A 14,200-nucleotide genomic window follows, 5' to 3' on the forward strand; every position below is an offset into this window, starting at 1 on the left:
GTCAGGCGTTCCAGCCGCGATGCAGCGCGACGATGCCCCCCGCGTGGTCCTGCCACTCCACGTCCTGCCATCCCGCCTCGGACATCAGGGCGGCGAGGCCCGGCTGGTCCGGCCAGGCGAGGATGGATTCGGCCAGATAGCCGTAGGCCACGGGGTTGCTCGACAGCTTGGCGATGGTGGGCAGAGCCGCCACCAGATAGTTGGTGTAGACGTGCCGGAACACCGGGTTCCGTGGCGTGGAGAACTCCGCTATCACCAGCCGGCCTCCGGGCCTGGTCACCCGTCGCATCTCGACGAGGGCATCCAGGGTGCGCTCCACGTTGCGCAGTCCGTAGGAGATGGTCACGGCGTCGAAGGTGTGGTCCGCGAAGGGCAGCGCCAACGCGTCCCCCGCCACGAAATCCAGGTGGGGCTGCTGCAGCCGGCCCTGGGTGAGCATGCCCAGCGAGATGTCCGAGGCCACCACGTAGGCCCCGGCCTCCGCGAGCACTGCCGACGACGTGCCGGTGCCGGCGGCCAGGTCCAGGATCCGCTGCCCGGGCCGGGGGGCGATGGCCGCGACCGTGGCGCGGCGCCAGGCGTGCACCTGGCCGAGACTCAGGACGGAGTTGAACAGGTCGTAGCGCTTGGCTACGCCGTCGAACATGGCGGCCACCTCGCCGCGCCGCTTCTCCATCGTCGCCCGCTGATTCTGCATTGCTGCAGCCTAGTGTCCTGCGCCAGGAGTTCGTTGATGGGTGACGGTGTTCCAGGGGATGGATCGCAAGGCCGACGAGCGAAGTAGCACTTGGTCGTTCGTCGAGTGAGGAGAACGCGGCGAGGCGCCTCTGGGGTGCCGTCAATCGCAGCGAACTCCTGGTGCAGGACACTCGTGGTCATCCCCGACAGCCCGCCCGGTCCCACGGCATGCTTGAGCTGTGACCGACCCGAGCCCGCGGGGGACCCGCCTCGTCCTGGTCCACGGGTCGATGTCCTCCTCGGCGCAGTGGGCCGACTATCCGGCGCTGCTGCCCGAGTTCGACGTGGTGGCGGTGGACCTGCCGGGCCACGGGTCGCGGAGGGCCGAACCCTTCTCGACGCCCGCCGCGCTGGCCGCCATCTCGCTCGCGGCGGGGGATCGGCCAGTGGTGCTGGTGGGCCACAGCCTCGGCGGCTACCTCGCTGGCCTGGCCGCCGCCGGGATGGGGGAACGCGTCGTCGGCCTGGTCCTCATCGGGGCCACCGGCAACCCGAGGGGGAGAGTGGCCGGGCCGTACCGGGGCTTCGCCTGGCTGACCCGGCGCGTGAGCCACCGCCACCTCAGCCGGATGCGCGTGGCCGTGGCGCGCCGCCTCGGGGTGCGGGAGGGTCTGCTCCCTGGTGACGCGTCGTACGCGGACCTGCCCGCGATCTGGCGGGCCGTGGCCGACGACTGTCCCCCTCGGATCCTGCGGGGGCTCTCCTGCCCGGTCCTGTTCATCAACGGGCGCTACGACCAGATGCGCATCGACGAGCGGCGCTACCTGAGCGTCGTGCATCGGGGCGAGCTGGCGATCGTTCCGGGCGCCACACACTTTTCGCCGCTCACCCACGCCCCGGTGGTCGCGGACCTGATCAGGTCTTTCGTCGCCCGTCTGTGACACCCGCCCCAGCGAGCGGGGGGTGCCGATGTGCCCCCTCCTTCGTTGATGGGTCACAATGGCCAGCGTGGCTAAGAAAGACGTCGTACTCCAGGTAGACAACCTCAAGAAGGCCTATGGGCCCGTGACCATCATCGAGCACTTCAGCATGAAGGTGCACGCGGGCGAGGCGGTCGCGCTGACCGGCCGCAACGGCGCGGGCAAGTCGACCGTGCTGCGCTGCCTCGTCGGCGCGGACAGGCCGGACGAGGGCACCGTCACCGTCAACGGCACGAAGGTGACCGAGACCAACCCGGTGATCCGGCGCGCCCTCGCCACCGTCATCGACGACCTGGACTTCTTCCCGGACCTCAGCGTCGTCGAGCACCTGGACCTGCTCGCCCGCGCGCACGGGCTGCACGACCCTGACGCCCTCGTCGACGAGGTGCTCGAAGAGGTGCAGCTGGTGCCGCAGGCCGGGCAGCTGCCCAGCACGCTGTCGTCTGGTCAGCGCCGCCGCCTCGCCTTGGCCACCGCGTTCGTGAGGCCGCGCCAGCTGCTCGTGCTCGACGAGCCGGAGCAGCGCCTCGACGTCGAGGGTGTGAAGTGGCTCGGCGAGCGCCTGAAGGCCGAGCTGGCCGGCGGCCTGGCGATCGTGCTGGCCAGCCACGAGCCGTCTCTGCTTGAGGCCATCGGGGCGCGCGAACTCCGCCTGGAGGGCGCCCGATGATGGACCAGAGGCTGACGGAGGTCGGCGTCGTCGACGAGAAGCAGCTCAAGCTGCTGATGCGGGACTGGCGCAGGGGGCGCGCGGACCGCAATCTGTGGCAGGCGCTCTCCGACGGCTACGTCACGGTGTTCTCGATCGTGCTGATCGGCGCCATGCTCGTCTCCTCCATCCTTCAGGCCCAACAGACCGCCTCGGTGTGTGTGACCGACGGGTGCCTCGCCGCGCGCGGCCTGCTCCCGTGGGCCTCGGTGGCGGGGGTGCTGGCGTTCACGCTGGTGGTGGCCAGGCTGTTCGGGCCCGTGGTGGCCTCGGCGGCCGAGGGATTCTGGCTGATGGACGGACCCACGGACCGCCGCCGGCTCCTGCTGGGTCGCCTGGTCGGGGCCATCGCCGCCGCGGCTGTCGCGGGTGCTGTCGCGGGGGCGCTCATCGCGTCCCTGACCGGATCGGGCATCGCCGAGATCGGGATCTGGGCGCTGGCCGGTGGGCTCGGCGCGGCCGGGCTGATCGCGTTCGCCGCCGCCGAGCAGGGGCTGGACAGGCATTGGATCGTCACCGGTGTGCAGTGGATCATCGGCGCCGCGGCCATCGGCACCATGGTGCTGCTCGTCAGCGGCGCGGCGGGCTGGGTCAGCCTCGGCGGCCTCACCGAGCTGGCAGTCGAGCTGGCCTACATCATCGCGGGCGTCGGTCTGCTCCTCATCGTGGTGGCGGGGGCGCTCGCCGCCAAGCGGCTGCGCAACATCCGGCGGCAGCGCCTCACCTCAGGCGGGTCGCTGCTCAGCGGCCTCCAGGGCGCGGCGTTCGCGCTGGAGTTCGCGCTCATCCGCGACATCCTCGTCGAGGCGAAGTCCAAGAAGCGGGGCCACGTGCGCCCCACCCGCGGAGTCGGCTCCGGCCTCACCGCGTTGGTGATGCGCGACGTCCAGCGGCTGTGGCGCCAACCGATGCCGCTGATCACGCTGATCGCGACCATGGTGATCCCCTACGCGGTCCAGGCGCTCGGCCTCGCCATGCTCAACCCGCCAGTCTCGGCGCTGGTGCTGCTGGCAGCGCTCGTGCCGTTCATGAACGGGCTGCGGGTGCTCACCCGCACCAAGGGCCTGCAGCGCTGCTTCCCGTTCGATCCCGGCCAGATCAAGCAGGCCTCCATGATCGTCCCGGCGGTGCTGGCGCTGCTGTGGACCATCGGCGTCTTCCCGGCGTTCCTCGGGGTGGCCGGGGGAGTGGAGTCGGACCCGGTGACGGCCGCGTCGTCGGCCCTGGTCACCGGCATCGCCGGACTGCTGGCCGCGGTGCGGTGGGTCTCGGCCAAGCCGGCCGACTACTCGGGCCCCATCGTGGCCACCGGCATCGGGGCGATGCCCCCGGGGCTGCTGTTCTCATTGGTCCGGGGGGTGGACATCGTCGTGCTGGTGACGCTGCCCATCGTCTTCAACTGGCCCGTGTGGATCTCGCTGATCATCGCCCTGATCGCCTTCTTCCTGCTCCGTTCCGGCCTCGACCGGGACGCGATGATGGAGCAGCAGGCCGAGCAGAAGAGGCTCCTCGACGAGGAGAAGGCCCGACGCAGCGGTGGCACGGCACCCGGAAAGCAGAAGATCCAGGTCCAGCGGAAGCGCTGATCGGGCGGCCTCAGGCCAGGCCGAGGGCCTGCAGCATCGGAATGAACTTCGCCCCGGTCTCTTCCAGCTCGGCCTCTGGCGAGGAGTCCGCGACGATCCCGGCGCCGGCGAACAGCTGGATCTCCTCCGGGCTCTCGGCGCGGACCTGGCCGCCGCGCAGCGCGATGGCCCACTCGCCGTCGCCCTGGGTGTCCACCCAGCCCACCGGCCCGGCGTAGCGACCGCGGTCCAGTGACTCCAGCTCGGAGATGATGTCCAGGGCGAGGTGCGTGGGCGTGCCGCAGACGGCCGCGCTGGGGTGCAGCGCGGCCGCCAGCGTCAGCGCGCTGGCCGGCATGCTCACCACGCCGGTGATGTCGGTGGAGAGGTGGAGCACGTTGGGCAGCTTGAGGACCGACGGCGACTCGGGCACGTTCATCGCCTGGCAGTAGGGCGCCAGAGCCGAGGCCACGGACTCGACGGCGAACTCGTGCTCCGAGATGTCCTTCTGCGAACGGGCCAGCTCGGCCGCCTTCGCCAGGGGATCGGTGCCCTCGGCGTCCCGCCAGACGGTTCCGGCCAGGACCCGCGAGGTGACCAGCCCGCCATGGCGGCGGAGCAGCAGCTCAGGGGTGGCCCCGACCATGCCGTCGACGAGGTACGCCCAGGTCATCGGGTACCGGGCCATCAACTCGCCGAGGATGTGGCGGAGATCCAGCGGCGCATCCGCCCGGACACGCAGGTCCCGGGCCAGCACCACCTTGTGCACCTCGTTGCGGCGGATCAGTTCCACCACCTCGCCGACGATGTCGGTCCAGACGCGCTCGCTCATCGACCCGCCCACCAGGTCGACGCCCGTGGGACGCGAGGTGGGTTCTCCGACGGGGGGGAGAGAGGTGGTCCGGTGAGACTCGCCGAGGCGGGTCATCCAGGCCGTGCCTCCGCGGCGCCCGACGATCACCTCGGGCACGATCAGCGCCGATCGGTCCTCGGACCGGTCCGGGTCGAACGTGAAGCTGCCCACCGCCAGGGGACCCGTGCCGAACTCACCGGGCATCTCGGAATCGTGATCGATCTGGCTGGAGATCTCGTCCCACCAGACGTCGGCGGCCTCGAGCGTGTCCGTCTCGAAGCGGGCCACCTCGCCGAGGGCGACGAACCCTTCGCCGCGGCGCACGAAGGCGAAGCCAGGCGCCGACTCCGGCAGGAACCGCTCGAGCGGGCCAGGGTCTGCGATGGCGACAGTTGTCGCGCGCATCCTCGCGCTGCCGAAGTCCAGAATCACCTTCGCGAGCATAGCCGCGCACTGGGCACGAGGCCACCCGGCAACGCGGTTCGACGCGATGGCGCGGCCGATAAACGCCCGGCTAGGGGCGATGGATTACGCAACGTAGTAGTGGTGTAAATGGAAGCAGAGCGCCTTGTCATGCGCGGTTGGCCTGTTCCCGGTCGGTTGGCCGAAATCTCGGGGCACCCCCTAGACTGACCACGAGATCCGCCGCCGATGACAGGAGTCACGCATGTCGTTCGCCAAGCCTGATGGCGCGGCGCCCGCCGATACCCCCACCGAGTCAGACGTCATCGTCGTTGGCGCCGGGCCGGGAGGATCGTCGACGGCCGCGTACCTGGCACGGCACGGACTGACCGTGACGCTCCTCGAGAAGTCGCACTTCCCGCGCGAGAAGGTCTGTGGTGACGGCCTCACCCCGCGCGCCACCCGGGCCCTGACCCGGATCGGGATCGACACCTCCGAGGCGAACGGCTGGCTGCACAACAAGGGCCTGCGCGTCTACGGCGGCCGCACCGAGCCCTTCGAGCTGGCCTGGCCGGACCTCACTGACTTCCCGCCCTACGGGCTGGTCCGTCCCCGCTCTGACTTCGACGACATGCTCGCGCGCCACGCCGTCGCGCAGGGGGCCACCCTCATCGAGGGCGCCAACGTCGACGGCGCCGTGCTCGACGACCGCACCGGCCGCATCACGGGCGTCACCACCAAGGACGGGCGCTCCTTCAGCGCCCCCTACGTGGTCGCGGCCGACGGAAACTCCTCCCGCCTCGCGGTTTCGATGGGCGTCACGAAGCGCGACGACCGCCCCATGGGCGTGGCCGTGCGCACCTACTACACGTCGCCGCGCACCCACGACGACTACCTGGAGTCCTGGCTGGAGCTGTGGGACGGCAAGCCGCACGCCTCCACCCTGATGCCCGGTTACGGCTGGGTGTTCGGCATGGGCGACGGGACGTGCAACGTGGGCCTCGGAGTGCTCAACACGTCCAAGAGCTTCGGGCACACGGACTACCGCGCGCTCCTCAAGACGTGGCTGGACAACACGCCGGAGGAGTGGGGATTCAGGGACCAGAACATGGTGGGGAAGGTGCAGGGCGCCGCCCTGCCCATGGCGTTCAACCGCCAGCCCCACTACGGCCGGGGTCTCGTGCTGGTCGGTGATGCCGGCGGCATGGTCAACCCCTTCAACGGCGAGGGCATCGCCTACGCGATGGAGTCCGCCGAGATGGCCGCCTCAGCCCTTGCTGAGGCGTTTTCGCGCGGGGCCGGCACAAGGTCGGCGGAGAAGGCCATGCAGGCCTACCCCGCGGAATTGAAGGCGAGCCTGGGTGGCTACTATCGCCTCGGCACCATCTTCGTGAAGCTCATCGGTGACCCGCGGATCATGCACCTGTGCACCAAGTACGGGTTGCCCCGCAAGACCCTGATGCGCTTCGTGATGAAGCTGCTCGCCAACCTCACCGACTCGCATGGCGGTGATGCCATGGACCGCATCATCAACGGGCTGTGCAAGGCCGCGCCCTCGGCCTGACCGGAAGGAAGTAGCACGGATATGAATTACTACATCCCGATCGTGGGCATGGTGGTCCTGGCCACCGCCTTCGTCGTGATCTCGATGTCGCTCAGCCTCGTCGTCGGCCCCCGGCGCTACAACCGGGCCAAGTACGACAGCTACGAGTGCGGCATCCAGCCCACCCCGCAGCCCGTGGGCGGCGGCCGATTCCCGGTCAAGTACTACATCACCGCGATGCTGTTCATCATCTTCGACATCGAGGTGGTGTTCCTCTTCCCGTGGGCCGTGGCCTACCGGCAGTTGGGGACCTTCGCCGTCGTCGAGATGATCGTCTTCATCGTCACCGTCTTCATCGCGTACTTCTATGTCCTGCGCCGCAACGGCCTTGACTGGGACTGAGGGGAAATCTCACCATGGGTATCGAAGATAAGCTCCCCAGCGGCATCCTGCTGACCACCGTCGAGGGCGTGTTCGGCTGGCTCCGCAAGGCCTCCTTCTGGCCGGCGACGATGGGCCTGGCCTGCTGCGCCATCGAGATGATGGCCTACGGCACCCCGCGCTACGACGCGGGCAGGTGGGGCCAGGAGGTGTTCCGCGCCTCCCCGAGGCAGGCGGACCTGATGATCGTCTCCGGCCGCGTGTCCCAGAAGATGGCTCCCGTGGTGCGCCAGGTCTACGACCAGATGCCCAACCCGAAGTGGGTCATCTCGATGGGCGCCTGCGCCTCCTCGGGCGGCATGTTCAACAACTACGCCGTCGTCCAGGGCTGCGACCACTTCCTCCCCGTGGACATGTACATCCCCGGCTGCCCGCCCCGCCCGGACATGCTCATCGAGGCCATGTTCAAGCTGCGCGAGAAGGTCCAGAACCGGCCCATCGGCCCCAACGAGGTGACCGCCATCGAAGAGGCGGAGCAGGCAGCGCTGGTGGCCCCCGCCAAGGTCGAGATGAAGGGACTCATGCGATGAGCGAGACCCAGCCCGAGCAGAACCTGCCGGCCGAGGCCGCCGCCCCCACGTCCCAGCCCGTGTTCGCCAGGCAGGAGGGCATGTGGTCCCGCGGGTCCGGTGACACCTCCGGCTACGGTGGCATGGTCCGCGACCTCGCCATGCCCGGGATCTCTGAGGGCCCCTTCGGGGAGCCCTTCGACACCATCCAGAGCCGCGCCCTCGCAGTTCTGCCGGGGCTGGCGGACGCCCGCTTCCTGTTCGATCGCGGCGAGCTGACCATCTACGTGCCCCGCGAGCAGCTCCTCGACGTCGTGCGCCAGTTCCGCGACGACGCCCACCTGCGCTTCGAGGTGTGCGTGTCGGTCTCCGGCGTGCACTACCCGCAGCAGAAGGGCGCCGAACTCCACGCCGTCTACCACCTGTTGAGCTACACGCACAACCGTCGCGTGCGTCTCGAGGTGACCTGCCCGGAGGAGGATCCGCACATCCCCTCGGTGGTGGCCACGTACCCGATGACGGACTACCACGAACGCGAGACCTGGGACATGTTCGGGATCGTCTTCGACGGGCACCCGTCGCTGACCCGCATCCTGATGCCCGACGACTGGCAGGGCCACCCGCAGCGCAAGGACTACCCCCTCGGCGGCGTCGACGTCGAGTACAAGGGCGCCAAGGTTCCCTCTCCCGATAACCGGAGGAAGTACTCCTGATGAGCACGCACGCAGCCACCGAAGACGTCTTCGCCGGGTCGACGGAGGAGAAGACGGACCGCGTCTACCTGGCGCAGGGCGGCGACTGGGCAGATATCGCCTCCGAGCAGGCCGAGCGCGGCGACGAGACCATCGTCGTCAACATGGGCCCGCAGCACCCGTCGACACACGGTGTGCTCCGCCTCCTCCTCGAGATGGACGGCGAGACGGTCACCTCCATCCGGCCAGGGATCGGCTTCCTGCACACCGGCATCGAGAAGAACATGGAGTACAAGACGTGGACCCAGGGCGTGACCTACGTCACGCGCATGGACTACGTCGCGCCCCTGTTCAACGAGGCCGTCTACTGCCTGGCGGTCGAGCGGCTGCTCGGCATCACCGACGACGTGCCTGAGCGGGCCACCATCATCCGGGTCCTGGTCATGGAGCTCAACCGGATCGCCTCCCATCTGGTGGCCATGGGCACCGGCGGCATGGAGATCGGCGCCCTGACCGTCATGACGGTGGCCTTCCGCGAGCGCGAGATGATCCTCGACTTCCTCGAGGGGCTCTCCGGCCTGCGGATGAACCACGCCTACATCCGCCCCGGCGGCGTCGCCAACGACCTCCCGGAGGACGGCCTCAGCCACCTCCGCACCGTCATCGACTGGCTGAAGAAGCACCTGCCCGAGTACGCCATCTTCTGCAACGAGAACCCCATCTTCATCGGGCGCCTCTCCGGCGTCGGCGTGATGGACCTCACCGCCGCCACCATGATGGGGATGTCCGGGCCGCCGCTGCGCTCCACCGGGTACGACTTCGACCTGCGCAAGACCCAGCCCTACTGCGGCTACGAGACCTACGACTTCGACACCGTCACGTGGGACTCCAACGACGCCTACGGACGCTTCCGGATCCGCCTTCAGGAGTGCTGGGAGTCGCTGAAGATCGTTGAGCAGTGCTTCGAGCGCCTCGAGCGCACCCAGGGTCAGCCCGTGATGGTGGCCGACACGAAGATCGCCTGGCCGGCGCAGCTCTCCGTGGGCGCGGACGGACAGGGCAACTCCAACGAGCACATCAAGCACATCATGGGCGAGTCCATGGAGGCGCTGATCCACCACTTCAAGATCGTCACCGAGGGTTTCAAGGTGCCGGTCGGCCAGGTGTACGAGGCCATCGAGTCCCCGAAGGGCGAGCTGGCCTGTCACATCGTCTCCGACGGCGGCACCCGCCCCTACCGGGTCCACTTCCGGGACCCCGGCTTCAACCACCTGCAGTCCATTCCCGCCATGTGTGAGGGCGGCATGATGTCCGATGTCGTCGTCGCGATCGCCAGCCTCGACCCCGTCCTTGGAGGTGTGGACCGATGAGCGGCCACTTTGCCAGCAACTTCCCCGAGTCCGGCTCGGTGGACTACTCGGATCAGTCGACCAACATCGACGACACCACGATCGACGAGCTCCGCGAGCTCGCCGGCCGCTACCCGCAGCCGCGTTCAGCGCTGTTGCCGATGCTGCACCTGGTCCAGTCGGTCGACGGCCGGGTCAGCCCCCGCGGCATCGAGGTCTGCGCGGACGTCCTCGGCATCACCACCGCCCAGGTCTCCGGCGTCGCCACCTTCTACACCATGTACAAGCGGCGCCCCGCAGGCAGGCACCACGTGGGGGTCTGCACCACCGCGCTGTGCGCCGTCATGGGCGGCGACGCCCTCCTCGACCGCGCCAAGAAGCGCCTCGGCATCGACGAGAACCAGACCACCCCGGACGGTCAGGTCTCGCTCGAGCGGCTCGAGTGCAACGCGGCCTGCGACTTCGCGCCGGTGGCGATGGTCAACTGGGAGTTCTTCGACAACATGGACCCCGCGAAGCTCGACGAACTGCTCGACGCCCTGATGTCCGGCGAGGAGGTCGTCTCGCCGCGCGGCGCCACGCTCACCTCGTGGCGCGAGGCCGAGCGCGTGCTGGCCGGCTTCCCCGACGGCCGCGCCGACGAAGGGCCCTCCGCAGGCCCCGCATCGCTGCTGGGCCGCGAGATCGCCCGCGAGAACAACTGGACCGCGCCGTCGGCCCCCACCAGGCCGGCCGCTCAGAAGCCGGAGGCCGCCAAGTGACCGATCTGCTGACCCCGGTCCTGTCCAACCACTGGGGCGAGGACAACTCCTGGAAGCTCTCGCGCTACGAGGCCACCGGCGGCTACCGCGCGCTTCGCAAGGCACTGGCCATGCAGCCCGCGGACGTGGTGAGCCTCGTCAAGGAGTCCAACCTGCGGGGCCGCGGCGGCGCAGGCTTCCCCACCGGCATGAAGTGGTCCTTCGTGCCGCAGGACAACCCCAATCCGAAGTACCTCGTGGTCAACGCCGACGAGTCCGAGCCCGGCACCTGCAAGGACATGCCGCTCATGCTCGCCACCCCCCACACCCTCGTCGAGGGCGTGATCATCTCCTCCTACGCCATCAACGGGCACACCGCGTTCATCTACTGTCGCGGGGAGGTGCTGCACGTGATCCGGAGGCTCCAGCAGGCGGTCCGGGAGGCCTATACGGCCGGCTACCTGGGCAAGAACATCCTGGGCACCGGATACGACCTGGACATCATCGTCCACGCCGGCGCCGGCGCCTACATCTGCGGCGAGGAGACGGCGCTGCTGGATTCCCTCGAGGGTCGTCGCGGCCAGCCCCGGCTGCGCCCCCCGTTCCCCGCCGTCGCCGGCCTCTACGCCTCGCCGACGGTGATCAACAACGTCGAGTCCATCGCCTCGGTGCCCGCGATCCTCGCCAACGGCGCGGACTGGTTCAAGGCCATGGGATCCGAGAAGTCCAGCGGCTTCACCCTCTACTCGCTGTCCGGACACGTGGCCCGGCCCGGCCAGTTCGAGGCCCCGATGGGGATCACGATGCGCCAGCTCCTGGAGTTGTCGGGCGGCATCCGTGCCGGACACGAGCTGAAGTTCTTCACTCCGGGCGGTTCCTCGACGCCGATCCTGACCGCCGAACACCTCGACGTCCCCCTGGACTACGAGGGGATGGCCGGGGCCGGCACGATGCTGGGCACCAAGGCCCTGCAGGTCTTCGACGACACCACCTCCATCGTGCGCACCACGCTGCGCTTCGTCGAGTTCTACAAGCACGAGTCCTGCGGCAAGTGCACCCCCTGCCGCGAGGGCTCCTGGTGGCTGGTGCAGATGCTGATGAGGTTCGAGGCCGGCACCGCCCAGGAGGGCGATGTGGACAAGATGCTCGACATCTGTGACAACATCGGCGGGCGCTCGTTCTGCGCCCTCGCCGACGGCGCAGTGGCCTGCGTCACCAGCGCCGTGAAGCACTTCAGGTCTGAGTTCGAGCTGGGCTATCACACCCCGGCCCAGGAGCTGTTCCCCTACGAGAAGAGCGCGCTGTTCGCCGTGGAAGGAGACCTCTCATGAGCGTCGACACGAAGACGACGACCGGCGAGGAGCTCGCGCCGAAGCCGGAGCAGGTCACGCTGACCATCGACGGCACGCAGGTGAGCGTCCCCAAGGGCACCCTCATCATCCGGGCCGCCGAGATGATCGGCACCGCCATCCCGCGGTTCTGCGACCACCCACTGCTGGACCCGGTGGGCGCCTGCCGCCAGTGCATGGTGGACATCCCCGACGCCGGCAACGGCCGGGGGTTCCCCAAGCCGCAGGCCTCCTGCACCATGCCGGTGGCCGAGGGCATGAAGGTCAACACCCAGGTCACCTCGCCGGTCGCCAAGAAGGCGCAGGTGGGCATGCTGGAGCTCCTGCTCATCAACCACCCGCTGGACTGCCCCATCTGTGACAAGGGCGGGGAGTGCCCGCTGCAGAACCAGGCGCTCTCGCACGGCCCGGGGGAGAGCCGCTTCCGCGAGCTGAAGCGCACCTTCCCCAAGCCGGTGAGCATCTCCGCGCAGATCCTGCTGGACCGCGAGCGCTGCGTGCTGTGCGCACGCTGCACCCGCTTCTCGGAGCAGATCTCCGGTGATCCGTTCATCGCCTTGGTGGAGCGCGGCGCCCTCCAGCAGATCGGCACCTACGAGCAGGATCCCTACGACTCCTACTTCTCGGGCAACGTGGTGCAGATCTGCCCCGTCGGGGCCCTCACCTCCGCGGCCTACCGCTTCCAAGCCCGCCCCTTCGACCTGGTGTCGACGACGGTGACCTGCGAACACTGCGCCTCCGGCTGTGAGTTGCGTGCGGATCAGCGCCACCACCAGGTCAAGCGTCGCCTCGCCTCGGAAAACCCGGAGATCAACGAGGAGTGGAGCTGCGACAAGGGCCGCTTCGGCTTCATGTATGGCCGCGGCGATGACCGGATCACGCACCCCCTCGTGCGCCGCGACGGCGTGCTGCGGCCCGCCTCGTGGCCAGAGGCCATCGACGCAGCCGTTGACGGGCTGACGGCCGCAGGCGCCTCCGTCGGCGTCCAGACCGGCGGCCGGCTCACCGTCGAGAACGCCTACGGGTATGCCAAGTTCGCGCGCGCCGTCCTGGGCACCAACAGCGTGGACTTCCGCTCGCGTCCCGCGTCCTCGGAGGAGGCCGAGTTCCTCGCCGCCCGCGTGGCCGGGCAGCACCTCACACAGTCGGTCACCTACTCCGATCTGGAGAGCGCGTCCCACGTGGTGCTCGTCAGCTTCGAACCCGAGGACGAGTCGCCCATCGTGTTCCTCCGCCTCCGCAAGGCGGTCCGGAAGAACCGGCTCAAGGTCACCACGCTGGCGCCCTTCGCGTCGCGGGGCTCCGAGAAGCTCGCCGCCACCGTCGTCCCCGTCGCCCCGGGCGGCGAGGTCGCGGCTCTGGACGGGCTCACCGATCTCGACGCCGGCACGGTGATCCTGGTGGGTGAGCGCGCCGGAACACTCCCAGGCCTGCTCAGCGCTGTCGCGGCCAAGGCTGACGCCACGGGCGCCCGCCTCGCGTGGATCCCACGCCGAGCCGGCGACATCGGCGCGATCGAGGCCGGCTGCCTCCCCGGGCTGCTGCCCGGGGGACGCCCGGTCAGCGACGCCGCGGCCCGGGTGGACGTGGCGTCCCACTGGGGCCTGCCGTCGCTGCCTTCGGAGACCGGCCTGTCCGCCGATGAGCAGTTCTCCGCCGCCGCGGACGGGACCCTCGCGGCGCTGGTCGTGGCCGGTGTTGACCCCTCAGACCTCGCCGATCCCGCAGCCGCCCTCAACGGGCTGGAGAAGGCGGGCTTCGTGGTGAGCATCGAGCAGCGCATGTCGCCGGTCACCGAGCGGGCGGACGTGGTGTTCCCCGCGGCCCTCCTGGAGGAGCAGTCCGGCCACTTCCTCAACTGGGAGCACCGCCACGGCCGCGTGAAGGTGGTCAACAAGAACCTCACCTCGCCGATGACGGACCTTCGGATCCTCGCCGCCCTCGCGGACGCGCTCGGATCCAACCTCGGCTTCCGAGCCTCGAAGCAGGCCTACGCGGACATGGCTGAGCTGGGCACCTGGGAGGGTCAGCGGGCGATGGCACCCACCACTCGTGCTGCCGCCCCCTCCGCGCCCGGCCTCCTCCTGGCCGGGTGGCGCGAATTGCTGGACGCCTCGCAGGGCAACGACTTCGAGCTGGCTCTGCGCGCCACGGCCCGCCCTGCGGTCGCCCGCGTCTCCGCCGCCACCGCCGAGCGCCTCGGCGTCGGCGAGGTGGCCACCGTCGAAGCCGGGGGAGTGTCCGTCGTCCTTCCGGTCGAGGTCACCCCGGACATGGCCGACGACGTGGTGTGGGTTCCCCTGAACCCGAACAGCGCCGAACGCCTCCCCGTGACGCCCGGCGCACCCGTCCGTGTGACGGCCGTCTCAGTGGATGAAGGAGTCTGAGCC

The 14,200-nt window shown here is 69.5% G+C and carries 13 protein-coding genes; 11 read left to right on the forward strand and 2 right to left on the reverse strand.

What is annotated here, in order from left to right:
- Nucleotide 1: 1 nt before the first annotated feature.
- Nucleotides 2-697: a demethylmenaquinone methyltransferase gene (locus H5399_RS07090; protein WP_182782312.1), complete on the reverse strand. Its 696-nt coding sequence runs from the start codon at nucleotides 695-697 to the stop codon at nucleotides 2-4.
- A gap of 220 nt (nucleotides 698-917) precedes the next feature.
- Here H5399_RS07090 and H5399_RS07095 point away from each other — a divergent pair, with 220 nt between their 5' ends.
- From H5399_RS07095 to H5399_RS07105, 3 genes are read left to right on the forward strand one after another with little or no spacing between them, the layout of a single operon-like run.
- A complete protein-coding gene (locus H5399_RS07095; RefSeq protein WP_182782313.1) occupies nucleotides 918-1,619 on the forward strand; it encodes an alpha/beta fold hydrolase in 702 nt (233 codons plus the stop codon).
- 58 nt (nucleotides 1,620-1,677) lie between these two features.
- Nucleotides 1,678-2,328 carry an ABC transporter ATP-binding protein gene (locus H5399_RS07100; protein ID WP_182782314.1) on the forward strand — a complete coding sequence of 217 codons (651 nt, stop codon included), beginning with the start codon at nucleotides 1,678-1,680 and terminating at the stop codon, nucleotides 2,326-2,328.
- A complete protein-coding gene (locus H5399_RS07105) occupies nucleotides 2,325-3,953 on the forward strand; it encodes a DUF6297 family protein (RefSeq protein WP_182782315.1) in 1,629 nt (542 codons plus the stop codon). Before H5399_RS07100 ends, H5399_RS07105 begins: the two co-directional genes overlap by 4 nt.
- 10 nt (nucleotides 3,954-3,963) lie before the next feature.
- On the opposite strand, the gene H5399_RS07110 is transcribed toward H5399_RS07105, so the two are convergent.
- Nucleotides 3,964-5,217: an isochorismate synthase gene (locus tag H5399_RS07110; protein WP_182782316.1), complete on the reverse strand. Its 1,254-nt coding sequence runs from the start codon at nucleotides 5,215-5,217 to the stop codon at nucleotides 3,964-3,966.
- A 235-nt stretch (nucleotides 5,218-5,452) separates the two neighbouring features.
- Between H5399_RS07110 and H5399_RS07115 the strand changes: the two genes are divergently transcribed.
- From H5399_RS07115 to H5399_RS07150, 8 genes are read left to right on the forward strand one after another with little or no spacing between them, the layout of a single operon-like run.
- Complete coding sequence (locus H5399_RS07115) at nucleotides 5,453-6,751, forward strand: geranylgeranyl reductase family protein (RefSeq protein ID WP_182782317.1); 1,299 nt, start codon at nucleotides 5,453-5,455, stop codon at nucleotides 6,749-6,751.
- Between the two features lie 21 nt (nucleotides 6,752-6,772).
- Complete coding sequence (locus H5399_RS07120) at nucleotides 6,773-7,132, forward strand: NADH-quinone oxidoreductase subunit A (RefSeq protein WP_182782318.1); 360 nt, start codon at nucleotides 6,773-6,775, stop codon at nucleotides 7,130-7,132.
- 14 nt (nucleotides 7,133-7,146) lie between these two features.
- On the forward strand, nucleotides 7,147-7,701 hold the full coding sequence (locus tag H5399_RS07125) for an NADH-quinone oxidoreductase subunit B family protein (RefSeq protein WP_182782319.1): 555 nt from the start codon (nucleotides 7,147-7,149) through the stop codon (nucleotides 7,699-7,701).
- Entirely contained in the window at nucleotides 7,698-8,393 is a 696-nt protein-coding gene (locus H5399_RS07130; protein WP_182782320.1) for an NADH-quinone oxidoreductase subunit C, read from the forward strand. The genes H5399_RS07125 and H5399_RS07130 overlap by 4 nt, the downstream gene beginning before the upstream one ends.
- A complete protein-coding gene (locus H5399_RS07135) occupies nucleotides 8,393-9,742 on the forward strand; it encodes an NADH-quinone oxidoreductase subunit D (protein WP_182782321.1) in 1,350 nt (449 codons plus the stop codon). Before H5399_RS07130 ends, H5399_RS07135 begins: the two co-directional genes overlap by 1 nt.
- Entirely contained in the window at nucleotides 9,739-10,482 is a 744-nt protein-coding gene (nuoE, locus tag H5399_RS07140; protein WP_182782322.1) for an NADH-quinone oxidoreductase subunit NuoE, read from the forward strand. The genes H5399_RS07135 and nuoE overlap by 4 nt, the downstream gene beginning before the upstream one ends.
- Nucleotides 10,479-11,792, forward strand: coding sequence for an NADH-quinone oxidoreductase subunit NuoF (gene nuoF, locus H5399_RS07145; protein ID WP_182782323.1), 1,314 nt, complete (start codon nucleotides 10,479-10,481; stop codon nucleotides 11,790-11,792). Before nuoE ends, nuoF begins: the two co-directional genes overlap by 4 nt.
- Nucleotides 11,789-14,197: an NADH-quinone oxidoreductase subunit G gene (locus H5399_RS07150; protein WP_182782324.1), complete on the forward strand. Its 2,409-nt coding sequence runs from the start codon at nucleotides 11,789-11,791 to the stop codon at nucleotides 14,195-14,197. The genes nuoF and H5399_RS07150 overlap by 4 nt, the downstream gene beginning before the upstream one ends.
- Nucleotides 14,198-14,200: the final 3 nt, after the last annotated feature.

Source organism: Tessaracoccus sp. MC1627, assembly GCF_014164725.1.
In the GTDB taxonomy this organism is placed as follows: domain Bacteria; phylum Actinomycetota; class Actinomycetes; order Propionibacteriales; family Propionibacteriaceae; genus Arachnia.

Coding starts and splice junctions, on each gene's coding strand:
- H5399_RS07120 (WP_182782318.1), top strand. CDS start 6,773: ATGAATTACTACATCCCGATCGTGGGCATGGTGGTCCTGGCCACCGCC.
- H5399_RS07090 (WP_182782312.1), bottom strand. CDS start 697: ATGCAGAATCAGCGGGCGACGATGGAGAAGCGGCGCGGCGAGGTGGCC.
- H5399_RS07100 (WP_182782314.1), top strand. CDS start 1,678: ATGGCCAGCGTGGCTAAGAAAGACGTCGTACTCCAGGTAGACAACCTC.
- nuoE (WP_182782322.1), top strand. CDS start 9,739: ATGAGCGGCCACTTTGCCAGCAACTTCCCCGAGTCCGGCTCGGTGGAC.
- H5399_RS07150 (WP_182782324.1), top strand. CDS start 11,789: ATGAGCGTCGACACGAAGACGACGACCGGCGAGGAGCTCGCGCCGAAG.
- H5399_RS07130 (WP_182782320.1), top strand. CDS start 7,698: ATGAGCGAGACCCAGCCCGAGCAGAACCTGCCGGCCGAGGCCGCCGCC.
- H5399_RS07125 (WP_182782319.1), top strand. CDS start 7,147: ATGGGTATCGAAGATAAGCTCCCCAGCGGCATCCTGCTGACCACCGTC.
- H5399_RS07115 (WP_182782317.1), top strand. CDS start 5,453: ATGTCGTTCGCCAAGCCTGATGGCGCGGCGCCCGCCGATACCCCCACC.
- H5399_RS07135 (WP_182782321.1), top strand. CDS start 8,393: ATGAGCACGCACGCAGCCACCGAAGACGTCTTCGCCGGGTCGACGGAG.
- H5399_RS07105 (WP_182782315.1), top strand. CDS start 2,325: ATGATGGACCAGAGGCTGACGGAGGTCGGCGTCGTCGACGAGAAGCAG.